Genomic DNA, 21,676 nt, shown 5'->3' with positions numbered 1-21,676 from the left:
TCCGGCCGGTCCGGTGTTCGGCGCCGGGGCACGCGCCGACGCCGTACCTCGCCTGCGACTGCGAGGCGTGTCTCCGCTGACGACCCCGAGGCGTACGTCCCGCTACCGCAGTGCGTCGACGGCCACCGAGGCCGCTTCCGCGATCAGCTTGTCGGAGGGCTCGGCGTCCTTCGTGCCGCGGTTCGACAGGATGGCCATGACGATGGGGGCGCCGTCGGGGGGCCACACCACGGCGATGTCGTTGCGGGCGCCGTAATAGCTGCCGGTCCCGGTCTTGTCACCCACGACCCAGTTCTCGGGCACACCGGCCCTGATCGTGTGGTCGCCGGTGGTGTTGGTCTTCAGCCACTTCGTGAGCTGCGCGCGTTCGCCCTTGCGCAGCACGTCCCCGAGCACGAACGCCCGCAGGTCCTTGGCCAGCGCCCGCGGCGTGGAGGTGTCCCGCTTCTCGCCGGGGACCCAGGTGCTCAGGTCGGGCTCGACACGGTCCATCCGCGTCACGTCGTCGCCCATCTTCTCCAGTACGGCCTCCAGGCCCTTGGGGCCGCCGAGCCGGTCGAACAGCAGGTTGGCCGCGGTGTTGTCGCTGTAGCGGACGGCGGCGTCGCACAGTTCGCCCAGCGTCATCCCGGTGTCGACGTGCTTCTCGGACACGGGCGAGTTGGCGACCAGATCGTCCTTGGAGTACGTGACCTTCCGGTCGAGGCCGCTGAGCGCGTACTTGCGCAGCACGGCCCCGGCCTCCAGTGCCTTGAACGTGGAGTTGAAGGCGAAACGCTCCCTGGCGTTGTGGGCCACCTCGCGTCCGGTGCCGGTGTCGACGGCGTAGACGCCGAGGCGGGCGTCGTAGGTGCGCTCGAGGGCCTTGAAAGCGCGGGTGGCCGACTTCGAGGCGCCTGCGGGTTGCGTGGTTCCGGCGGACCTCGGGGTCGCCGTGGACGGTGCCGACGAGGGTGACGACGACGCCGGGGATTCACCGTCCGCGCAGGCCACGAGCGGGACGACGCAGAGCGTGGCGAGTGCTCCGAGAACGGAGCGACGGGCGCGGGTGCGCCGCAGACGGGCTCGGGTGTGCTGCATGGGCCAAACCTCCGGGCGCCCCGAGGGCAGGGGCGCGTAGGGGACGGGCGGCACGGCTCCGTCCCGGTACGTGGTCGTGCGTGCCGCAGCCACCCTCGCCGTCGGCTGCGTATGCGGTCCAATACGCTCATGCGCGGTTCCATGCTGATCTGGCATAGGATCCGGGGCGTGGATCTGGTGGGAGCGTGTCGCGCGTTCGTCAGCGTCAGCGAGTACGGCAGTTTCACCGACGGAGCGGCCGCGGCGCGGATGTCCCAGTCGGTGGCCAGCCGTCGCGTCGCCGCGCTGGAGGAACGCTTCGGCGAGCCGTTGTTCGAGCGCACGTCACGGCGCGCCGTCCTCACCCCCTTCGGGCGGGACATGCTGCCCACGGCCCGCCAGCTGGTGCAGGCGGCGGACGTGCTCGTCGACGAGGCCGAGGTCGTCAAGCGCAAGCCCTGGCGGCTCGCGGTCCCCGGCATCTGCTCCACGGTCGGTCTCGCCCGACTCGTCGCCGAGGCGCGCGGTCACGGCGTCACGCTCGACCTGCGGGTGGCCGCGCCGACCCAGCGCAGGGAGCTCCTGCACGCCCAGCAGGTGCGCGCCGCGCTGCTCGCGGTGCCCGCGGACGAGGCGACGTGGTCCGTGCCGCTGGGGCTCGCCGCTGCCCGGGATCCCGGCGTGCGGCGTGTCTACCTGGAGACGTTGCGGGTCGGCCGTGCCTCTCCGGGCCCGGTCCGGCGAGTCTGGATCCAGCCGGAGGACGACGTGCCGCACATCCGTGACCCCCTGACGCGCCTGCGCGACGCGCTCGGCCTGCGGCCCGCGCAGCTCGTCGCGGCGCCCGACCTGACGAGCGCCGCGGCCGAAGTCCTGTACTCGGACGATCTGTTGCTGTGCTCTCTCGCGCAGGCCGAGGAACTCGCCCTCACCTGGCGGCCCATCGGCGAGGTCGCGCTCGGCCGGGGTTTCGCCCTGGCCGCCGCGGCGGACGGCAACCCGCAGCACATCGAAGCGCGCCTGGGCGACGCCATCGCCCGCTGCCTGGGCGCGAGCGCCCAGGCCGGGGCCCTGGCGGGAGCGGCGCGATGACCGGGGGCGACAATCTCGGCATGGAGGTGGGGGAGGCATGAGTGGTTACCTGCGCGGGGGTGTGAGCACCGAGGCTTTGCTGCGTGAACTGCGCGTGCAGTTGCGCGACGGCGGCCTGCGCGGCTGTCTGCTCGTGCGGGATCTGCACACGGGGGACGAGCTCGGGATCGACGCGGACACCCACCTGCCGTCGGCCTCCCTGGTCAAGGTCCCGCTCGCGCTCGCGACGCTCGAGCGGATCCGGCGGGGCGAGCTCGACGGGGCGACGATGATCGAGGTGCAACCGGGGCGGGTCACCACGCCCGGCCCCACCGGGTTGAGCCGATTCCGTCACCCCGCCCGCGTCGCGATCGACGATCTGCTCTACCTGAGCACCTGCCTCAGCGACGGGATGGCAGCCGACGCGCTGTTCGAGCTGACCCCGCCTGCCCAAGTCGCCGCCATGCTGCACGAGTTCGACATCCGCGGCATCGCCGTGCGACACCGCGTGGACGAGTTGTCCGACACCCCGGTGGAACGCTTCGACGCCGACCAGGTCCACCTCGCCCACGCCCTCGCCATCGACGCGGGCACCAGCGGCCGCGGCCACCGGGTGCCCCAACTCGACACCACCCGGGCCAACACGGGCAGCGCCCGCACCTTCGTCGATCTGCTGCAGGCCCTGTGGACGCCGTCGAAGGTTCACCCCGATGTGGCCCAGCGGCTGCGCGACCTCATGGCCCACAACGTACTGAGGCACCGGCTCACCCCGGACTTCAGCTCCGACGCGAGTACTTGGTCCTCCAAGACCGGCAGTCTCCTCAACCTGCGTCACGAGATCGGCGTCGTCGAGCACTCCGACGGCCAGACCTTCGCGGTCGCGGCCCTGACCGAGTCCCTCGTGCCGGCCGGCGCGCAGCCCGGCGCCGACGCCCTCATGGCACAGGTCGCGCGCAGCCTGCGCGACCATCTCCGGCAGCTCTGACCGCCACCGTGAGTGATGCCCTCACCCGCCGCGGGTAACTCCCTCACCAGGCACAACAGTTGTCCTCGTGACCTGTAGGGTCGGAAGATCTTTGCCGACCGGTCAGACCCGTAGGGGAGTCACGGATGACTGCAGACGACACCAACGTCCCCACCGACCCCGCCGTCTCCATCGACGCCGGCGTCCCCATCGACACCAGCAAGCCGCACCCCGCGCGTGTCTACGACTGGCTTCTGGGCGGCAAGGACAACTACCTGGTCGATCAGGAGATGGGTCAGAAGCTGCCGCCCGAGGCACGCGCGAACGCGGCGCGGAACAGGGCGTTCATGCAGCGGGCCGCGGCCTGGCTCGCTGACAACGGTGTCAGGCAGTTTCTCGACATAGGCACCGGTATTCCCACCGCGCCGAACCTGCACCAGATCGTCCAGACGATCGCGCCCAGCTCCCGGGTCGTGTACGCCGACAACGACCCCATCGTGCTGCGGCACGCCGAGGCCTTGCTGGTCAGCAGCCCGGAGGGCGCCACGGACTATGTCCAGGCGGATGTGCGCAGGCCCGAGGCGATCCTCGACCGCGCGCGTGAGCTCCTGGACTTCGAGCAGCCCATCGCGCTCTCGCTCATCGCCCTGATGCACTTCATCACCGATGAAGAGGACCCCTACGGCCTCACGCGCACCCTGGTGGACGCTCTGCCGTCCGGGAGTTATCTGGTGCTGTCCCACGGCACCACCGACGAGCACCCCGAGCTGGCGGACTCCGTCACCGACACCTACAAGAAGGGTCAGGTGCCGCTGCGGATGCGGCGCCGCGCGGAGGTCGAGCGCTTCTTCGAGGGACTGGAACTGGTCGAGCCCGGCCTGGTGACGGCGACGCACTGGTACAGGGGATCGCCGGCACCGGAGGCCGAGTTGAGCGGTTTCTACGTAGGGGTCGCCCGCGTGCCCTGAGGGTGGCGTGCGGACCGGTCAGGGCAGGCAAGGCCAGGTCAGGTCAGGAGAACAGCACCGACCGCATCTGCAGCCGTTCGCTCGCGCCGCCCGTGTGGGGGCGCATGGTGAACTGTTCGCCGGTGCAGTCGGCGTTCGTGAAGGCGATCGCGTACGAAGCGGTGCGGTTCCTGGGGGAGTGGGCCGGCGGCTGGTCGTACTCCCGGGCCGCCTCGTCGAACGTGACACACTCGCCGCTGCTCGGGTCGTGGAGCGTGGCCTGCCCCTCTTCGCCGGTGCTGTCGACGTACGTGTAGGTGAAGTCGCCCTCGGCGGCGTGGGCGGCGGCGGGCACGGTCAGGAGAAGGGCGGCGGCACCGGCCGCGGCGGCCAGTGAGTGACGTAGGCGCATGGATCGTTTCCTTTGCTGTACGTGTCGGTTGAACTGCCGGACGTGCCGGACGTGCTGTACATGCCGGAACGGAACATCGACCGGCACGGGAACGCATCCCGGCATTCCCGTGCTGACCAGCAGTGATACCTGAATCGGCAAAGATGGGCCGCCGAAACGATCCGCCCTCACCCGAACGGTCTCGTCGGCGTTCGACGCACGTCACGCGCGGCCCTCAAACGGATTCAGCAAGCACGCAAACAGAACGCAAGAATTGCAGTATTCTTGCGCGCATGACGCGACGACTTGCTCAGGTGGCGCGGAAGGTCGGGGTCAGCGAGGCCACGGTCAGCCGGGTGCTCAACAACAAGCCGGGGGTCTCCGACGCGACCCGGCAGTCCGTGCTCTCGGCCCTGGACGTCCTGGGGTACGAGCGTCCCACGCAGCTGCGCGGTGAGCGGGCCCGGCTCGTGGGCCTGGTGCTCCCCGAGCTGCAGAACCCGATCTTCCCGGCGTTCGCGGAGGTGATCGGCGGTGCGCTCGCCCAGCAGGGGCTGACCCCCGTGCTGTGCACGCAGACCAAGGGCGGGGTCTCCGAGGCGGACTACGTCGAGTTGCTGCTGCAGCAGCAGGTGTCCGGCGTCGTGTTCGCCGGCGGGCTGTACGCGCAGGCGGACGCCCCGCACGAGCACTACAAGCGGCTCGCCGCGCGCAAGATCCCGGTGGTCCTCGTGAACGCGGCGATCGAGCGGCTCGGCTTCCCGGCGGTCTCCTGTGACGACGCGGTCGCGATCGAGCAGGCCTGGCGGCATCTGTCCACGCTCGGCCACCGGCGGATCGGCCTGGTGCTCGGTCCCGCCGACCACATGCCCTCGCAGCGCAAGCTCGCCGCCGCCCGCGCGCTCGCGGAGCAGGTCGGCGAAGAGCTGCCCGAGCGGCATGTCTCGCGGGGGATGTTCTCGATCGAGGGCGGCCAGGCCGCCGCCGCGCGGCTGCTGGACGAGGGGGTCACCGGCATCGTCTGCGCGAGCGACCCTCTCGCGCTCGGTGCGGTGCGCGCCGCCCGCCGCCGCGGCCTGGGCGTCCCGCAAGACGTCTCGGTGGTGGGGTACGACGACTCCGCGTTCATGACCTGCACCGCCCCCCCGCTGACCACGGTGCGTCAGCCGATCGAGGCCATGGGCCGCGCGGCGGTCGAGCTGCTCACGCTGCAGATCGCCGAAAGCGCGGTGCCCACCGAGGAGTTGCTCTTCGAGCCGGAGCTAGTGGTGCGGGGCTCGACGGGGCAGCCGCCGCAGGGGTAGGCCCGGACCGGCCGCAGGAGGGCCGGGTCGGCCGCCGGGAGATCACCGTCTTTCCTCTGTCAATTTATTTCAATCATCGCGCGAGATATTGCGCTGTTCTGTCGACGGTGCTTGAGTAAGCGCCGCCACACAGTCCGCGCAGCTGTGGGCTTCCCAGCTCCTGCCATGCCGTCCCTGCCTCCACGGGCAGGCGGCGCTGTCCAAAGGGGTCCACCGATGAGCAGCTCCCGGATGCCACTTCGCCGTATCCGCCGCCGCACCACCCTCCGTACGACCGGCGCCCGCCGCCGTACGGGCACGATCGCCGTAGCCTCCGCGCTCGCCCTCACCGCCCTGGCCGCCTGTGGCACCAGCAGCAGCAGTGACGGCGACTCCGACGGGGACACCGGTGCCGACGCGGCCAACGCCGCGGCCCCGCTGGACCCGAAGACCAAGGTGACGCTCACCATCGACTGCATGCCGCCGGCCGCCGAGAAGGCCGAGCTCAAGCAGTGGAAGGAGGACGTCAAGGCGTTCAACGAGAAGTACCCGAACGTCACGATCCAGGGGAAGCAGACCGACCCCTGCCTGGAGCCTCCCCGCTTCACGGCGATGCTGAAGGCGAAGTCCCAACCGGACGTCTTCTACACCTACTTCACCGATCTGCAGCAGGTCCTGGACAACGACGGCGCCCAGGACATCAGCGCGTACGTGAACGAGAAATCCGTACCGGCGCTGAAGGACATGGACCCGAACGTTCTGGGCGTCATGAAGAAGGACGACAAGCTCTACGGCCTGCCCTTCAGCAACTACACCATGGGCCTGCTGATCAACCGCAAGCTCTTCGAGAAGGCCGGACTCGACCCCAACTCGCCCCCGCAGACCTGGGCCGAGGTGCGCTCCGCCGCCAAGAAGATCGCCGCCCTGGGCGACGGTGTCTCGGGCTTCGGCGAGTACAGCGCGGGCAACAACGGCGGCTGGCACTTCACCGCCACCACCTATGGCCTCGGCGGGGACATCGTGACCAAGGACGGCACCAAGGCCGCCTTCAACAACGACACCGGCAAACGAATCGTCGACAACCTCAAGGCCATGCGCTGGGAAGACAACAGCATGGGCAAGACCCAGCTGCTCAAGTGGGGCGACCTGCAGAAGCAGATGGCCGCCGACAAACTCGGCATGTTCCTCGCCGCGCCCGACGACATCACGTACATGGTGCAGAACCTCGGCGCGAAGTACGACGACTTCGGGATGGGTCCGATACCCGGCCAGAAGGCCACGCTCTTCGGCGGCAACGACTACATGATCAAGAAGGGCAGCTCGCCCGACCAGATCAAGGCCGCCGTCGCGTGGATCAACTTCAAGTTCCTCAGCGTCGGAAAGGGCCAGTTCGACTGGGCCCGCACGAAGGCGGACGGCCTGCCCGTCGGCCTGCCGCAGCCGAACTTCTGGACCGGTGACAGCAGGGCCAAGGACGACAAGGCCCGCAAGGAGAGTTCGACGATGCCCGTCGAGAACTTCCAGGCGTTCACCGACAAGCCCGTCACGGGCAAGGCCGAGCCGCCCAAGGCGCAAGAGGTCTACAAGGTCCTCGACACGCTGATGTCGGCCGTCCTCACCAACAAGGACGCCGACGCGGACAAGCTCCTCAAGACCGCCGAACAGCAGGTCAACCAGGTCCTGGCCAACCAGTGATGTCCGCTCCCACCCTCTCCGAGAACAAGGCCCGGCCGTCCCTCCCGACGGGCGGCCGGGCCTCCGGACCCGAACACGGCGCGTTCCGCCGGGCGTTGAAGCGCAACCTCACCGCCCACGCCTTCCTGATCGGCGCTCTCCTGTGCTTCTCGATCTTCTCCTGGTATCCGATGGTCAGGGAGTTCATCCTGGCCTTCCAGAAGACCGAGAACGGCGAGACGGTCTGGGCCGGCTGGTCCAACCTCACCTACATCTTCAACGACCCGGCGTTCTGGCAGGCGTGGCGCAACACCTTCGTGTTCACCGGTCTCGCGCTGCTCCTCGGCTTCGCCGTGCCCTTCGCCATCGCCCTGATCCTCAATGAGTTCCGGCACGGACGCGGCTACCTGAGACTGCTCGTCTACCTCCCGGTGATGTTGCCGCCGGTCGCGTCGGTCCTGCTCTTCAAGTACTTCTACGACCCCGGATACGGCCTCTTCAACCGCATCCTGGAAGCCGTCGGCCTGCCCGGACAGGCATGGCTGCAGGACACCGACACCGCGATGCTCTCCGTGGTCATCGCCGCCACCTGGATGAACATGGGCGGCGCGACCCTGATCTACCTGGCCGCGCTGCAGTCGATCCCCGGCGAGCTGTACGAGGCGGCCGAGCTGGACGGCGCGGGCATCTTCCGTCGCATCTGGCACGTCACCATCCCGCAGACCCGCCTGATCCTCTCGCTGATGCTGCTCATGCAGATCATCGCCACCATGCAGGTGTTCGTGGAGCCGTTCCTGCTCACCGGCGGCGCGGGCCCCGAGGGCGCGACGCTGACCGTCGTCCACCTCATCTACCAGTACGCGTTCACCTTCAACAACTACGGCAGCGCGGCGGCACTCGGCCTGGTCCTGCTCGTACTGCTCGCCGGATTCTCGGCGGCGTACGCACGACTGAGCCGCGCCGGCAGCGAAGACTAGCCGGGGGAGACGACGGACATGAGCACACGCACCCTGATCTCTCCGGCCCAACTGGCCCGGCCCCGCGGCAAGTTCCTGTACTGGACGGCCTTCACCGTGGTGACGGTCCTCTTCACCCTGGTCTTCATCGGCCCGCTGTACTGGATGGTCACCAGCGGCCTCAAGTCCCCGCAGGAGTTCGCCCAGACACCGCCCACCCTGGTCCCCGACGCCGTCCACCCGCAGAACTACGCGGACGCCTGGGGTGTGATGGACCTGGCCAGGCTTCTGTTCAACACCCTGTACTACGCGTTCGGCGCGCTCGCCTTCCAGCTGATCTTCGATGTGGCCGCCGCCTACTCGCTCTCCAAGCTGCGGCCCGTGTTCGGCAAGGCCATCCTCGGGGCGATGCTGCTCACCCTGATGATCCCGGCCACCGTCCTGGTCGTACCGCAGTATCTGACCGTCCTGGACGTGCCCGTCGTGGAGCGCAACCTCATCAACTCGCCCTGGGCGATCTGGCTTCCCTCGGTCACCAACGCCTTCAACATCTTCCTGCTCAAGCGGTTCTTCGACTCCATCCCGCGCGAGCTCCTGGACGCCGCCGCCATCGACGGCGCCTCGACCCTGCGCACCCTGCGTTCCGTGGTCCTGCCGCTGTCCCGGCCGATCCTCGGCGTCGTGTCCATCTTCGCGGTGGTCGCGGTCTGGAAGGACTTCCTCTGGCCGATGCTCACCCTGCCCGACCCCGGCAAGCAGACCGTCAACGTCGGCATCTACTCCCTGGCCGCCAGCGTCTCCGAGAACTGGCTCCTGGCCGCCCTGGCCATCGCCTCGCTGCCGACCCTGATCATCTTCCTGATCTTCCAGCGCAACATCATGAGCGGCCTGACCGCCGGCAGCCTCAAGGGCTGACCCCCGCGCCCGTCCCACGCACCCACCCCGCCACCGCTCCAAGCCACGGCGGCGGGGTCCCACCTGCCCGAAAGGAACCCTCACGTGGCAGTCACCTCCCCGACCGATGCCTCCTGGTGGCGCTCGGCCGCCATCTACCAGGTGTACGTACGCAGCTTCGCGGACGGTGACGGCGACGGCACCGGCGACCTCGCGGGCGTCCGGGCCAAGCTGCCCTACCTCGCCGAACTCGGCGTGGACGCCCTGTGGTTCAGCCCCTGGTACCTCTCGCCCATGGTCGACGGCGGCTATGACGTCGCCGACTACCGCGTCATCGACCCGGCCTTCGGCACCGTCGCCGAAGCCGAGAAACTGATCGCCGAGGCCCGCGCGCTCGGCATCCGCACCATCGTCGACATCGTCCCCAACCACGTCTCCGACCAGCACGTCTGGTTCAAGGCGGCGCTGGCCGCAGGACCCGGCGCGCCCGAACGCGAGCTCTTCCACTTCCGTCCCGGCCGCGGCGCCGACGGCGAACTTCCGCCCAACGACTGGCCCTCGCAGTTCTCGGCGACCGCGTCGACCTGGACCCGCGTCGAGGACGGCGAGTGGTACCTCCATCTCTTCGCCCCCGAGCAGCCCGACCTCAACTGGGCCCACCCGGCGGTGCGCCAGGAGCACGAGGACGTCCTGCGGTTCTGGTTCGACAGGGGAGTGGCGGGCGTACGCATCGACTCCGCCGCGCTGCCCGCCAAGGACCCCGCCCTGCCCGACTTCACCGAGGGCGTCGATCCCCATCCCTTCATCGACCGCGACGAACTGCACGACATCTACCGCTCCTGGCGGGCCGTCGCCGACGAGTACGACGGCGTCTTCGTCGGCGAGGTCTGGCTCCCCGACGCCGAACGCTTCGCCCGCTATCTGCGCCCCGACGAAATGCACACCGCCTTCAACTTCAGCTTCCTGTCCTGCCCCTGGGACCCCGCGAAGCTGCGGAAATCCATCGAGGACACGCTCGCCGAGCACGCCCCGGTCGGCGCCCCCGCGACCTGGGTCCTGTGCAACCACGACGTGACCCGCACGGTCACCCGCTACGGCCGCGCGGACACCGGCTTCGACTTCGCCACGAAGGTGTTCGGCACCCCCACCGACCTGGCGCTCGGCACCCGCCGTGCCCGCGCCGCGGCCCTGCTGGCCCTCGCCCTGCCCGGGGCCGTCTACATCTACCAGGGCGACGAACTCGGCCTGCCCGAGGCCGACATCCCCCGGGAGCACATCCAGGACCCCATGCACTTCCGTTCCGGCGGCACCGACCCGGGCCGCGACGGCTGCCGGGTGCCGCTGCCCTGGACGGCCGCCGAACCGCACGCGGGTTTCGGTTCGATGACCGGCCCCTGGCTGCCCCAGCCCGCGGGCTGGCCCTCGTACGCCGCCGACCTCCAGGCGGCGAACGCCGGTTCCATGCTCACGCTCTACCGGGCCGCCCTGCGTCTGCGCCGCATCGAACCGGGCTTCGGCGACGGCCCGTTGACCTGGCTGCCTGCGGATGACGGTGTGCTGGCCTTCGTACGCGAACCGGGTCTGGCTTGCGTCGTCAACCTCGCCCCCACGCCCTGCCGACTTCCCGAGCACACCCGCCTCCTGCTGGCCAGCGGCCCCCTGGACGAGTCGGGCCGACTGCCGCAGGACACGGCGGCCTGGCTGCGCATCTGAACACCCGGCCCGCCTCCCCGGGCCCCTCTCCCCAGACCGAGCACTGACCTCCCCACTCACAAGGAAGGTGCACCACCCCATGACCAGACCTGACAGGAGCACTACAAGAACCGTCCGCAAGTGGTACGCCGCCGTGGCCGCCGCGGGCCTCGTCGGCACCCTCGTCACCGGCCTCGCGGCCCCCGGCGCGCAAGCCGCAGAGGCAGCCGCGGGCGCCACCCTGCCCTTCACCTCTGTAGAGGCGGAGAGCGCGGCCTCGAACGGCACCAAGATCGGGCCCGACCACACCCAGGGCACGGTCGCCTCCGAGGCCTCGGGCCGGCAAGCGGTACGGCTCGCGGCGGGCCAGAGCGTCGAGTTCACCCTCCCCAAGGCGGCGAACGCGCTCAACGTCGCCTACAACGTGCCCGACGGCCAGTCCGGCTCGATGGCCGTGTACGTCAACGGCCAGAAGATCTCCAGGACGCTCGCCGTCACGTCGAAGTACAGCTATGTCGACACTCCCTGGATCGCGGGCTCCAAGACCCACCACCTCTTCGACAACGCCCGGCTGCAGCTCGGCCAGAACCTCCAGTCGGGCGACAAGGTGAAACTGGAGGCCGTCTCCACCCAGGTCACCGTCGACGTGGCCGACTTCGAGCAGGTCGCGGCTGCCGCGGCCAAACCGTCGGGCGCGCTCTCGGTCACCGACAAGGGCGCCGACCCCACCGGCCAGGGCGACTCCACCCAGGCCTTCCGCGAGACCATCGCGGCGGCCAAGGGCGGCACGGTCTGGATCCCGCCGGGCGAGTACAAGCTCACCCAGTCGCTCAACAACGTCGACAACGTCACGATCCGCGGCGCGGGCAACTGGCATTCGGTCGTGCGCGGTTCACGCTTCATCGACCAGTCGAGCGCGCCGACCGGCAAGGTGGGACTGCGCGACTTCGCGGTGATCGGCGAGGTCACCGAACGGGTCGACAACAACCCGGACAACTTCGTCAACGGATCACTCGGCCCGAACTCCACCGTCTCCGGCATGTGGATCCAGCACCTCAAGGTCGGTCTGTGGCTGACGGGCAACAACGACAACCTCGTCGTGGAGAACAACCGCATCCTCGACATGACCGCCGACGGCCTCAACCTCAACGGCACGGCCAAGGGCGTCGACGTACGCAACAACTTCCTGCGCAACACCGGCGACGACGCCCTGGCCATGTGGTCCCTGAACGCCACCAACAGCGAATCGACCTTCGAGGGCAACACCATCTCGCAGCCCAACCTCGCCAACGGCATCGCGATCTACGGCGGCCGTGACATCACCGTCAAGGACAACCTGATCCTCGACACCAACGCCCTGGGCAGCGGCATCGCCATCTCCAACCAGAAGTTCCTCGACCCGTTCTTCCCGCTGGCCGGCACCATCACCGTCTCCGGCAACACCCTCGTACGCACCGGGGCCATGAACCCCAACTGGCAGCACCCGATGGGCGCGTTGCGCGTGGACGCGTACGACAGTGCCATCGAGGCCACGGTGAACATCACCGACACGACCATCACCGACAGCCCCTGGAGCGCATACGAATTCGTGTCGGGCAGCGGCACCGGCAAGGCCGTGAAGAACGTCAGCGTCGACCGCTCGACCATCGACAAGGTGGGCACGGTCGTCGTCCAGGCGGAGACACCCGGCGCGGTGAAGATGTCGAACGTCAAGGCCACCGGGGTCGGCGCGGCCGGCATCTACAACTGCCCCTACCCCACCGGCTCCGGCACCTTCACCCTCACCGACGGCGGCGGCAACTCCGGCTGGAACAGCACCTGGGAGGACTGCTCGACGTGGCCGAAGCCCGGCGGCGGCAACCCGGACCCCGACCCGGACCGCAACCTCGCCAAGGGCCGACCGGCCACCGCGACCGGCTCCGTCGACGTCTACACGCCCGCCAAGGCGGTCGACGGTGACGCGGCGACGTACTGGGAATCCACCAACAACGCCTTCCCGCAGTCGATCACCGTCGACCTCGGCAAGGCGGAACCGGTGCGCAGGGTCGTCCTGAAGCTGCCGCCGCCCGCTGTCTGGGGGGCGAGGACCCAGACCCTCTCCGTCCAGGGCAGCACCGACGGCACGGCCTTCAGCACGCTGGCCGACTCGAAGGGCTACCGCTTCGACCCCGCGAGCGGCAACAAGGTGACCATCACCCTGCCCGCCTCCGCGCCCGACGTCCGTCACCTGCGGCTGCGGGTCACGGCCAACACCGGCTGGCCCGCGGCGCAGTTCAGCGAGGTGGAGGCCTACTTGTCCTGATCCCCCGCTCCCGCTCGCCTCGCTCGCCCACCGCTGTCGCCGGGGCGGGCGAGGCCTTTCGGTCATGCGGCCTCGGTCTCCCTGAGGGGTTGGGGGGCGGGCCGGGTGCGCAGGATTCCGGCGGTGCAGGCGGCCAGGACGCAGAACGCCACGGGCAGGAAGAACGTGAGGTTGAGCGGGACGACGTGGGTGAGCGGTCCGATGACGGCGGGACCTGCGAGCATGCCGAGGTAGCCGAGGCCCGCGACACGGGAGACGTTGGCTCCCGCGGCGTCCTGATCGGCGTGGCCCGCGGCGCTGAAGAGCTGCGGGATACAGCCGGAGAGTCCGATGCCGAACACGGTCCAGCCGATCAGGGCGAGGGGTATCCAGGGGGAGAGCGCCGCCACCGTCATGCCGACGGCTGCCGCCGACGCACCGTGCCGGAGTACGGCCACCGATCCGTGGCGCGCGGCGACCCGGTCGGCGAGCAGCCGGCCGACGGTCATGGCCGCGGCGAAGGCGCCGTAGGCCAGGGCGGCGGTGGCGGCGGGGGCATCGAGGGTGTCCCGTAGATGCAGCACGCTCCAGTCGTTGGCGACGCCCTCGCAGAGCATGAGCATCAGGGCGAGCGCGGCCAGGATCCAGATGCGCCGGGGTGTCCCGCGCCGGACCGCGGTCTCGGTGGCGACGGGCTGCCCGGTGGGGCGCGCGTCGGGCCGCAGCAGCGCGGGTGCGGCGAGCGCGGCCACGGCGAGCCCGAACAGCGCCACCACGCCGAGGGTCAGTGCCGGGCTGAGATCCCAGCTGAGGGTGCGGGCCCCGACCAGTGCGGCCAGGACGCCGCCGATGGAGAACGTCGCGTGGAAGGCGGACATGACGGGCCGGTCGTAGCCGCGCTCGACCTGGACGGCGTGGGCGTTCATGCTGACGTCCAGGCAGCCGTTGCCGAAGCCGAGCACCAGCAGGGCGGCGCCCAGGGTCCAGGTGCTCGAAGCAAGGCCCGGCAGGATGACCGCCGCGCTGCACAGCGCCGCGCTGACCGGTACGACGGTGCGGGCGCCGAAGCGGTCGGTGAGCGGGCCGACCAGTTGCATGCCGGCGAAGGCTCCGGCGCCGAGGAGCAGCAGGAGCCAACCGAGTACGGCATGGCTGATGCCGACGTGGTCCTCCACGGCCGGGATGTGGACGATCCACATCCCCATGAGGAAGCCGTTGAGAGTGAAGTAGACGAAGGTGGCCAGGCGGCCGAGACGCAGCGATCTTTCCATGCTAACGAACATAACGAACAAGTCCAATGTTCGGAAGATTGCTTCTCACACATGAATCATGTTCCATTGCGGCATGGCGAGCACAGACAGACTGAGGCAGATCACCGAAGCCGTACGCGCGGCGGGCCGCATGGGCGTCGCGGAGCTCGCGGAACTGACCGGCGCCTCGGAAATGACCATCCGGCGTGACCTGGAGAGCCTCGCAGACCAAGGTGTCCTGGAACGCTTCCGCGGGGGCGCGCGAAGCCTGCTGCTGCGCGGCGAGGAACCGCCCTTCGCGCTCCGGGCCCAGGAGGGCCTGGAGGTCAAGCGACGCATCGCCGCCGAGGTCGCCGGCCTGATCGCGGACGGCGAGTCCGTCGTGCTCGACAGCGGCACCACCTGCCTGGAAGTGGCACGCGCGCTCGACGACCGCCGCCTGACCGTGATGCCGCTGTCCCTGCACGCGGTGAACGCCCTGACCGGAGCGCCGCGGCTGACGCTCCTGGTCCCCGGCGGCCGGCCGCGCCCCGGTGAACTGGCCCTGACCGGCCCCCTGACCGAGGCGTCGCTGGCCGCCCTGCGCTTCGACACCGCCGTCATCGGCTGCTGCGGTCTGAACGCGACACACGGTCTGACCGCGTACGACCTGGACGACGCCGCGGTCAAGCGCGCCGCGATCGCCTCGGCCCGCCGCGTCATCGCCGTCGCGGAGGCGGCCAAGCTCTCCCGCACGGCTCTCGCCTTCGTCGCCCCCGCCGCCGCCCTGCACGCCGTCGTCACCGACGAGGACGCGCAGCAGGACGAGACCGACGCGCTGGCCGCCGCGGGCGTCACCGTGCGAAGGGTCTGACCCCATCTCTGGGACGCGTGCGGGAAGCTCGGACAGCCGTACGACCAGGGCGAGTTGACCGAAACCACCTGGAGTGGCCAGAACCCGGTGGGTTGTTCGGATAAACCCCACACCGAACAAGATCACTGCTTCGAGTGCTGCCGACGGCCTTATCGGGCAAGGCGGGCGCAGCAGCCGTTAAATGGTCTGCGGATCTGGACGAAATCCCTGGGATTACGCCTCTACTTCCACTTTCGCCGGTTGACACGCCTATGCCGGTTACCGCCCCAGTGAAGGAGAGCTCGCCCGATGACCGTTGAGACCGGCCCGGAAGCACGACTGGAGTCGCCCCGGCAGACCAGCCTGGGCACCGCGGCTGCCAGGAACCTCGCCAACACGACCAAGTCCGCCCCGCAGATGCAGGAGATCACCTCTCGCTGGCTGCTGCGGATGCTCCCCTGGGTGGAGACCAAGGGCGGCGCCTACCGAGTGAACCGCCGCCTGAGTTACACCGTCGGCGACGGGCGCATCGAGTTCGTCCAAGACGGCGGCGACGTCCGCGTGATCCCCCGGGAACTCGGCGAACTGGCCCTGCTGCGCGGCTTCGACGACGTGGAGGTGCTGACGGCGATCGCCGGCCGGTGCGTCCAGCGCGACTTCCGTGCCGGCGAGGTCCTCGTCGAGCGCGGCACCCCCGCCGGGGAGCTCCACCTGATCGCCCACGGCAGGATCAGCCAGAAGTCCGTGGGCAAGTACGGGGACGAGGTCGGCGTCGCCGTGCTCGCCGACGGCGACCGGTTCGGGGAAAGCGCCCTTCTGGACACCGACGCCAGATGGGACTGCACCGCCACCGCCGAGACCGCCGGCACCCTGCTCACCCTCTCCCGCGCCGACTTCGCCACCGTGCTGTCCACCGCCCCGAGCCTGCGGACCCACCTGGACGCGTTCAGCAGAATTCCGCAGCAACGCCAGAACAAGCACGGCGAGGCCGAGATCGCGATGTCGGCCGGCCACACCGGCGAGGTCGCACTGCCCGGCGCCTTCGTCGACTACGAACTCAAGCCGCGCGAGTACGAACTCTCCGCCGCCCAGACCATTCTGCGGATCCACACCAGGGTCACCGACCTCTACAACGGTCCGATGAACCAGATGGAGGAGCAACTCCGGCTCACCATCGAGGCGTTGCGCGAGCGCCAGGAGCATGAGCTCATCAACAACCGAGAGTTCGGCCTTTTGCACAACGCCGACTTCAAGCAGCGGATCCAGCCCCACTCGGGCCCGCCGACCCCGGACGACCTCGACGAGCTGCTCTGCCGCCGCCGCGGCACCAGGCTCCTCCTGGCCCACCCCAGGACGATCGCGGCGATCGGGCGCGAGCTCAACTCCCGCGGGATCTACCCCGATCACGTCGACCTCGGCGGCCAGCAGGTTCCGGCCTGGCGAGGCGTCCCGATCCTGCCCTGCAACAAGATTCCCATCACGAAGGAACAGACGAGCTCGATCCTCGCCATGCGCGTCGGCGAGGACAACCAAGGCGTCGTCGGTCTGCATCAGACCGGCCTGCCGGACGAGTACGAGCCGGGCCTGTCGGTGCGCTTCATGGGCATCAGCGAGCAGGCCATCACCTCGTACCTGGTCAGCACCTATTACTCCGCCGCCATCCTGGTGCCCAACGCCCTGGGTGTGCTGGAGAACGTGCAAATCGCCCGCAGGTCCTAGCAGAGCCAGGTTCCGGATTCCGCTGCCCACTCATCTCATCAAGGAGTCACGGATGCCCGAACCCGGGTCTTCCCCTCTGCTGCCGAGCCCGCCCGCCGTCGTGGCCCACCTCGGGACCCCTGCCACCCCGGCAGCCGACGTGGTGAGACAGGCGAGCCCGGCGCTGGAACGCATCCTGCGCGGCCCCAGCGGCCTGGGCACGGCGGGTCTGCACCTGGGCCGGCGCGCGGAGCCGCCGACCCCTCCGGAGACCGAGGCGCCGGCGGAGTGCCTGCAGATCCCCGGCCTCTACTACCACCCGGTGGCGGAGCCCGACCCGGTGCGGGTGGAGGAGGTCAGCCGCAGGATCAAGGACTGGGCGGTCGAGGAGGTCGAGCTGTACCCCGAAGAGTGGGAGGGGCAGTTCGACGGGTTCTCCGTCGGGCGCTACATGGTCGCCTGCCACCCGGACGCCCCGACCATCGACCACCTGATGGTCGCCACCCGGCTCATGGTCGCCGAGAACGCGGTCGACGACTGCTACTGCGAGGACCACGGCGGCTCGCCCATCGGCCTCGGAGGACGTCTTCTTCTGGCACACACGGCACTCGACCCCCTCCACGCGACGAAGGAGTACCAACCGCAGTGGGCGGAGTCGCTCCACGCGGACGCCCCGCGGCGCGCCTACCGCTCCGCGATGGAGTACTTCGTCCACCAGGCCACCCCCTCCCAGGCCGACCGCTTCCGGCACGACATGGCCCGCCTGCACCTGGGATATCTCGCGGAGGGCGCCTGGGCCCAGACGGACCACACCCCCGAGGTGTGGGAGTACCTGGCGATGCGGCAGTTCAACAACTTCCGCCCGTGCCCCGCCATCACCGACACCATCGGGGGCTATGAACTGCCGGCGGACCTGCACGCCCGGCCCGACGTGCAGCGGGTCCTGGCACTCGCCGGCAACGCCAGCACCATCGTCAACGACCTGTACTCGTACACCAAGGAACTCGCCAGTCCAGGGCGGCACTTGAACCTGCCCGTGGTGATCGCCGACCGCGAGGACGTCTCCGACCAGGAGGGCTACCTCAAGGCGGTCGAGGTCCACAACGACCTCATGCGCGACTTCGAGGCCGAAGCCGCCGCCGTGGCCGCGGCCTGTCCCGTCCCCAGTGTGCTGCGCTTCCTGCGGGGCGTGGCCGTGTGGGTCGACGGCAACCACTACTGGCACCAGTCCAACACCTACCGCTACAGCCTGCCCGATTTCTGGTAAGGACGGAATCATCTGTGACCAGCACTGAAATCACCACCCTCAGCGGTGCCTCCGCGTTCGTCCCCGCCCCGGCGACGCCCTACCAAGGCGACATCGCGCGCTACTGGAACAACGAGGCACGTCCGGTGAACCTGCGCCTCGGTGACGTCGACGGGCTCTACCACCACCACTACGGCATCGGTGACATCGACCACGAGGCCCTGGGAGACGCCGACGACAGCGAGCGCGAGAAGAGGCTGATCGCCGAACTGCACCGCCTGGAGTCGGCGCAGGCCGAAGTGCTCCTGGACAACCTCGGCTCCCCGGGAAGCGACGGCACGCTCGTGGACGCCGGCTGCGGCCGGGGCGGGTCGATGGTGATGGCCCACCAGCGCTTCGGCTGCAAGGTCGAGGGGGTCACCCTGTCGGCCAAGCAGGCCGACTTCGCCAACCAGCGTGCCCAGGAGCTGCGGATCCAGGACCATGTGCGCGCCCGCGTGTGCAACATGCTCGACATGCCCTTCGAGACCGGCCAGGCCGCGGGCTCGTGGAACAACGAGTCGAGCATGTACGTCGACCTGCACGACCTGTTCGCCGAGCACTCGCGGATCCTCGAGGTCGGCGGCCGCTATGTGACCATCACCGGCTGCTGGAACCCGCGGTACGGCCAGCCCTCGAGGTGGGTCTCCCAGATCAACGCGCACTTCGAGTGCAACATCCACTCCCGCCGCGAGTATCTGCGCGCCATGGCCGACAACCGTCTCGTGCCGCAGGCCGTCATCGACCTGACGCCCGAGACCCTGCCCTATTGGGAGCTGCGGGCCACGTCTTCGCTGGTCACCGGCATCGAGGAGGCGTTCATCAACTCGTACAAGGACGGCTCGTTCCAGTACGTCCTGATCGCGGCCGACCGCGTCTGAGCACCTGTCGACCGAAGGGGCCGGACCCGCCATCAGGCGGCCCGGCCCTTTCCGCGCCCCATCGCGGGCGCGAGGCGCCCTGTTGCCTGCCCTGCCGGCTCACCTACAGTGCGTCGCGCCCGCCCCGACCGAGATGACGGCGCACATCCGCCGACCAGGAGTCGCCCTGTGGCCACCCGCCGCGTCCCCGAGCTCGATCCCGCCTTCGTGGCCCAGTGGCAGGCCGGGGGAGGGGAGCTCGTCGATCTCCTCGTCCGGGCGCGCGAACAACTCGGCGGTGTCGCCGCCTTCAGGCTGGGGCCGCGTCCGACCGTCCTTGTCACCGACCCTGATGCCGTGCAGCACGTGCTCGCGCTCCAGCCGGGCCGGTACGTGAAGCGTTCACACCGGGCGCGGCTGCTGATCGGCGACGGGGTCCTGGCGGCGACGGGCGAGGCGTGGCAGCGTCAACGGCGTCTGCTGCAGTCCCAGTTCACCGGCCGGGGCATGCGCCGCTTCGAGCAGCGGATCACGGACTCCGCGCGGACCGCGGCGGCGCGCTGGGCCGGGTACGCCCGCACCGGCGAGGTCTTCGACGTGGGCGACGAGATGCGCCGCTTCGCCCTCGACACCATCTGGCGTTCGCTGACCGGGCACCCTCTCGATCCGGCGACGGAGCGTGAACTGGCCGCCGTGCCCGCAGTGGTGGCCGCGCTGCCCAGCCTGCCCGCCGACAGTGCCGCGGCCCAGGAGGCGGTCGCCGCCGAGCTGGCCCGCATCGACGCCGTGGCGAGCCGCGCCATCGCCGCCGCGCGCGACAGCGAACCGGGACCCGACGGCCCTGGCCTGCTGCACGTCCTCCTGGAGGCGTCCGCGACGCGCCCCGAGTACGGCGACGGACTGATCCGCGACGAGCTCGTCACCCTCCTCGTCGCCGGGCACGAGACCACGGCCACCACCCTGACCTGGCTCTACCTCCTGCTCGACAGCAACCCGCAGGCGCGGGAACAGGCTCTGGCCGCGGGCGCCGACGGCTCGCCCGAGCGGCGCCAGGCCATCCAGGCGCTGGTCCATGAAGCGCTGCGGTTCTACCCGTCCGCCTGGATACTGCCGCGCAGCGCGGCACAGGACGACACCCTCGCCGGGTACGAGATCGAAGCCGGCACCGACGTACTGGTCTGCCCCTACCTCACGCACCGGGACCCCGACCTCTGGGACGACCCGGCCCGATTCGACCCGACACGCTTCACGGTCCCGGGCCGACGCCCCACTCACCCGGGCAGCTATTTCCCCTTCGGCATCGGCCCCCGCGCCTGCCTGGGCCTGCAGTTCGCCCTCCGCGAGTCGACCGCCCTCCTCGAACTCCTCCTGCCCGCCCACACCCCGACCTTCCGCTCCACCCCAAAGGGCGCCGTCCACAGCATCACCGTCCGCCCGGATGGCCCGACACCGGCGGTGCTCACGTCCGGAGTCAGCTGTCCTCTGGGTCCTCGTCGGAGAAGAGCCGGGTATCGAGGTCGCTGATCCAGACGAGTGCCCATGTGCGCAGGTCGGCGATCTGCTCGGGGCCCAGGCCGTAGCCGCTGAAGTCCTCGTCGTCCCACCATTCGGCGCCGGCGAGACGGTCACGCAGATCGGGAAGGCTGAATTCGAAGCGGGCGTGGCGGCGGCCGAGCATCTCCAGATCGGCCGTGCTGCGGTGCCGGGAGGCTGCGTGGACGTCGATGAGGTCGCGCACCGCGCCGCGGTCAGCGAGCGCGCGGACCTTGGTGCCGATCACGTCATCGAGGGCGAGGATCGGCCCGTGCTCGCTTGCTGCGGGCCGGGACCAGAAGGCCTCTTTGAGGATGTCGACCTCGCACTCCTCGCCCGTGGCGGGATCGGCGGCGATGAGTCGCCCCGAGAGCGGGCTGGTCTCGATCTGTCGAACGGTCCAGCCGCGCTGCACCAGGCCGTCGCTGACCGCACGGGCGATTTCCTCCATGGGGGCCGGGTTCTCGGTGGCCACGTCCAGATCCTGACTGAAGCGATCGACCAGGCCGTGGGCCTGGACGGCGTAACCGCCCGTGATGACCAGGGGATAGGGAGACCCGACGGTGAGAACGTCGGCCAGGAGCCGACGGTGGAGGTCGCTCAAGTTCATGTGGCCGCTGTGGCGCCGGCGGAGGCCAGGTCCGGGAAGGCCGCCTCCCATGCGTCGCGGGCGGGGCGGCTGATCAGGGTCCGCAGCACGGGCCACTGCTTGATCAACAGGTCCCGGTCCAAAAAGTCGATCAGGTCTTGGCGCTGCCCTTCGGCCAGGACCGTGCGGTACAGGCTCATACGCGACTTGGGCCGGTCCAGGGTGTAGGAGCGGCGTCCCGACCAGACGACATGCAGCGGTAGATTTACCGTGCCGTCAGCGGGGCCAGACAGCTCTTCCAAGTGTGCCGGGAGCCGCTTGGCGTACTGCTCACACAGCAGCTCGAATGCGTTCGGCACCGGAAATCCGGGAGAAAAGGACTGCACGGCCATGGCTCCAGTATTGCCTGCCTGAGTG

19 protein-coding genes are annotated in these 21,676 nt (G+C 69.7%); 14 read left to right on the top strand and 5 right to left on the bottom strand.

The window, feature by feature from the left end:
• Positions 1-102: 102 nt before the first annotated feature.
• A complete protein-coding gene (gene bla / locus AB0M70_RS35025) occupies positions 103-1,059 on the bottom strand; it encodes a class A beta-lactamase (RefSeq protein WP_365826652.1) in 957 nt (318 codons plus the stop codon).
• 189 nt (positions 1,060-1,248) lie between these two features.
• Here bla and AB0M70_RS35020 point away from each other — a divergent pair, with 189 nt between their 5' ends.
• The 3 genes from AB0M70_RS35020 (at position 1,249) to AB0M70_RS35010 (ending at position 4,062) form a co-directional block, all read left to right on the top strand.
• Complete coding sequence (locus AB0M70_RS35020; protein WP_365826604.1) at positions 1,249-2,151, top strand: LysR family transcriptional regulator; 903 nt, start codon at positions 1,249-1,251, stop codon at positions 2,149-2,151.
• A gap of 61 nt (positions 2,152-2,212) precedes the next feature.
• Positions 2,213-3,115 carry a serine hydrolase gene (locus AB0M70_RS35015; RefSeq protein ID WP_365826650.1) on the top strand — a complete coding sequence of 301 codons (903 nt, stop codon included), beginning with the start codon at positions 2,213-2,215 and terminating at the stop codon, positions 3,113-3,115.
• Between the two features lie 125 nt (positions 3,116-3,240).
• Positions 3,241-4,062, top strand: coding sequence for an SAM-dependent methyltransferase (locus tag AB0M70_RS35010; protein WP_365826602.1), 822 nt, complete (start codon positions 3,241-3,243; stop codon positions 4,060-4,062).
• A gap of 43 nt (positions 4,063-4,105) precedes the next feature.
• On the opposite strand, the gene AB0M70_RS35005 is transcribed toward AB0M70_RS35010, so the two are convergent.
• On the bottom strand, positions 4,106-4,453 hold the full coding sequence (locus AB0M70_RS35005; RefSeq protein WP_365826600.1) for a hypothetical protein: 348 nt from the start codon (positions 4,451-4,453) through the stop codon (positions 4,106-4,108).
• Between the two features lie 272 nt (positions 4,454-4,725).
• Between AB0M70_RS35005 and AB0M70_RS35000 the strand changes: the two genes are divergently transcribed.
• From AB0M70_RS35000 to AB0M70_RS34975, 6 genes are all read left to right on the top strand, one after another.
• Entirely contained in the window at positions 4,726-5,736 is a 1,011-nt protein-coding gene (locus AB0M70_RS35000; RefSeq protein ID WP_365826598.1) for a LacI family DNA-binding transcriptional regulator, read from the top strand.
• Between the two features lie 231 nt (positions 5,737-5,967).
• On the top strand, positions 5,968-7,410 hold the full coding sequence (locus AB0M70_RS34995; protein ID WP_365826648.1) for an extracellular solute-binding protein: 1,443 nt from the start codon (positions 5,968-5,970) through the stop codon (positions 7,408-7,410).
• Positions 7,410-8,366 carry a sugar ABC transporter permease gene (locus tag AB0M70_RS34990; RefSeq protein WP_365826596.1) on the top strand — a complete coding sequence of 319 codons (957 nt, stop codon included), beginning with the start codon at positions 7,410-7,412 and terminating at the stop codon, positions 8,364-8,366. Before AB0M70_RS34995 ends, AB0M70_RS34990 begins: the two co-directional genes overlap by 1 nt.
• 18 nt (positions 8,367-8,384) lie before the next feature.
• The gene (locus tag AB0M70_RS34985; RefSeq protein ID WP_365826594.1) at positions 8,385-9,260 is read left to right on the top strand and encodes a carbohydrate ABC transporter permease; all 876 of its coding nucleotides are present in this window, start codon (positions 8,385-8,387) and stop codon (positions 9,258-9,260) included.
• Between the two features lie 84 nt (positions 9,261-9,344).
• Positions 9,345-10,952 carry a glycoside hydrolase family 13 protein gene (locus AB0M70_RS34980; protein ID WP_365826592.1) on the top strand — a complete coding sequence of 536 codons (1,608 nt, stop codon included), beginning with the start codon at positions 9,345-9,347 and terminating at the stop codon, positions 10,950-10,952.
• Positions 10,953-11,031: 79 nt separating this feature from the next.
• The gene (locus AB0M70_RS34975) at positions 11,032-13,233 is read left to right on the top strand and encodes a discoidin domain-containing protein (protein ID WP_365826590.1); all 2,202 of its coding nucleotides are present in this window, start codon (positions 11,032-11,034) and stop codon (positions 13,231-13,233) included.
• Between the two features lie 62 nt (positions 13,234-13,295).
• On the opposite strand, the gene AB0M70_RS34970 is transcribed toward AB0M70_RS34975, so the two are convergent.
• Positions 13,296-14,483, bottom strand: coding sequence for an MFS transporter (locus AB0M70_RS34970; protein WP_365826588.1), 1,188 nt, complete (start codon positions 14,481-14,483; stop codon positions 13,296-13,298).
• 73 nt (positions 14,484-14,556) lie between these two features.
• On the opposite strand from AB0M70_RS34970, the gene AB0M70_RS34965 reads away from it, so the two are divergent.
• The 5 genes from AB0M70_RS34965 to AB0M70_RS34945 all read left to right on the top strand — a co-directional run bounded on the left by AB0M70_RS34965 (position 14,557) and on the right by AB0M70_RS34945 (position 20,661).
• Positions 14,557-15,315 carry a DeoR/GlpR family DNA-binding transcription regulator gene (locus AB0M70_RS34965; protein ID WP_365826586.1) on the top strand — a complete coding sequence of 253 codons (759 nt, stop codon included), beginning with the start codon at positions 14,557-14,559 and terminating at the stop codon, positions 15,313-15,315.
• 288 nt (positions 15,316-15,603) lie between these two features.
• Positions 15,604-17,013: a family 2B encapsulin nanocompartment shell protein gene (locus AB0M70_RS34960; RefSeq protein ID WP_365826584.1), complete on the top strand. Its 1,410-nt coding sequence runs from the start codon at positions 15,604-15,606 to the stop codon at positions 17,011-17,013.
• 52 nt (positions 17,014-17,065) lie between these two features.
• Entirely contained in the window at positions 17,066-18,259 is a 1,194-nt protein-coding gene (locus tag AB0M70_RS34955; protein WP_365826582.1) for a family 2 encapsulin nanocompartment cargo protein terpene cyclase, read from the top strand.
• A gap of 14 nt (positions 18,260-18,273) precedes the next feature.
• Positions 18,274-19,158, top strand: coding sequence for a geranyl diphosphate 2-C-methyltransferase (locus tag AB0M70_RS34950; RefSeq protein ID WP_365826580.1), 885 nt, complete (start codon positions 18,274-18,276; stop codon positions 19,156-19,158).
• Positions 19,159-19,326: 168 nt separating this feature from the next.
• Positions 19,327-20,661: a cytochrome P450 gene (locus AB0M70_RS34945; protein WP_365826578.1), complete on the top strand. Its 1,335-nt coding sequence runs from the start codon at positions 19,327-19,329 to the stop codon at positions 20,659-20,661.
• Here the strand turns inward: AB0M70_RS34945 and AB0M70_RS34940 are convergent.
• Positions 20,609-21,280, bottom strand: coding sequence for a nucleotidyl transferase AbiEii/AbiGii toxin family protein (locus tag AB0M70_RS34940; protein ID WP_365826576.1), 672 nt, complete (start codon positions 21,278-21,280; stop codon positions 20,609-20,611). The two genes, AB0M70_RS34945 and AB0M70_RS34940, sit on opposite strands and share 53 nt — an antisense overlap.
• A complete protein-coding gene (locus AB0M70_RS34935) occupies positions 21,277-21,651 on the bottom strand; it encodes a hypothetical protein (protein ID WP_365826574.1) in 375 nt (124 codons plus the stop codon). Before AB0M70_RS34935 ends, AB0M70_RS34940 begins: the two co-directional genes overlap by 4 nt.
• Between the last annotated feature and the right edge of the window lie 25 nt (positions 21,652-21,676).

This window comes from Streptomyces sp. NPDC051214, assembly GCF_040682375.1.
In the GTDB taxonomy this organism is placed as follows: Bacteria; Actinomycetota; Actinomycetes; order Streptomycetales; family Streptomycetaceae; genus Streptomyces.
This window is presented reverse-complemented; position numbering and strand designations above follow the sequence as displayed.

Bases quoted from the DNA above. Each gene is read 5' to 3' on its own strand.
- AB0M70_RS35010 (WP_365826602.1), top strand. From the start codon at position 3,241: ATGACTGCAGACGACACCAACGTCCCCACCGACCCCGCCGTCTCCATC.
- AB0M70_RS35005 (WP_365826600.1), bottom strand. From the start codon at position 4,453: ATGCGCCTACGTCACTCACTGGCCGCCGCGGCCGGTGCCGCCGCCCTT.
- AB0M70_RS35000 (WP_365826598.1), top strand. From the start codon at position 4,726: ATGACGCGACGACTTGCTCAGGTGGCGCGGAAGGTCGGGGTCAGCGAG.
- AB0M70_RS34995 (WP_365826648.1), top strand. From the start codon at position 5,968: ATGCCACTTCGCCGTATCCGCCGCCGCACCACCCTCCGTACGACCGGC.
- AB0M70_RS34990 (WP_365826596.1), top strand. From the start codon at position 7,410: ATGTCCGCTCCCACCCTCTCCGAGAACAAGGCCCGGCCGTCCCTCCCG.
- AB0M70_RS34985 (WP_365826594.1), top strand. From the start codon at position 8,385: ATGAGCACACGCACCCTGATCTCTCCGGCCCAACTGGCCCGGCCCCGC.
- AB0M70_RS34975 (WP_365826590.1), top strand. From the start codon at position 11,032: ATGACCAGACCTGACAGGAGCACTACAAGAACCGTCCGCAAGTGGTAC.
- AB0M70_RS34970 (WP_365826588.1), bottom strand. From the start codon at position 14,483: ATGGAAAGATCGCTGCGTCTCGGCCGCCTGGCCACCTTCGTCTACTTC.
- AB0M70_RS34965 (WP_365826586.1), top strand. From the start codon at position 14,557: ATGGCGAGCACAGACAGACTGAGGCAGATCACCGAAGCCGTACGCGCG.
- AB0M70_RS34960 (WP_365826584.1), top strand. From the start codon at position 15,604: ATGACCGTTGAGACCGGCCCGGAAGCACGACTGGAGTCGCCCCGGCAG.
- AB0M70_RS34955 (WP_365826582.1), top strand. From the start codon at position 17,066: ATGCCCGAACCCGGGTCTTCCCCTCTGCTGCCGAGCCCGCCCGCCGTC.
- AB0M70_RS34940 (WP_365826576.1), bottom strand. From the start codon at position 21,280: ATGAACTTGAGCGACCTCCACCGTCGGCTCCTGGCCGACGTTCTCACC.
- AB0M70_RS34935 (WP_365826574.1), bottom strand. From the start codon at position 21,651: ATGGCCGTGCAGTCCTTTTCTCCCGGATTTCCGGTGCCGAACGCATTC.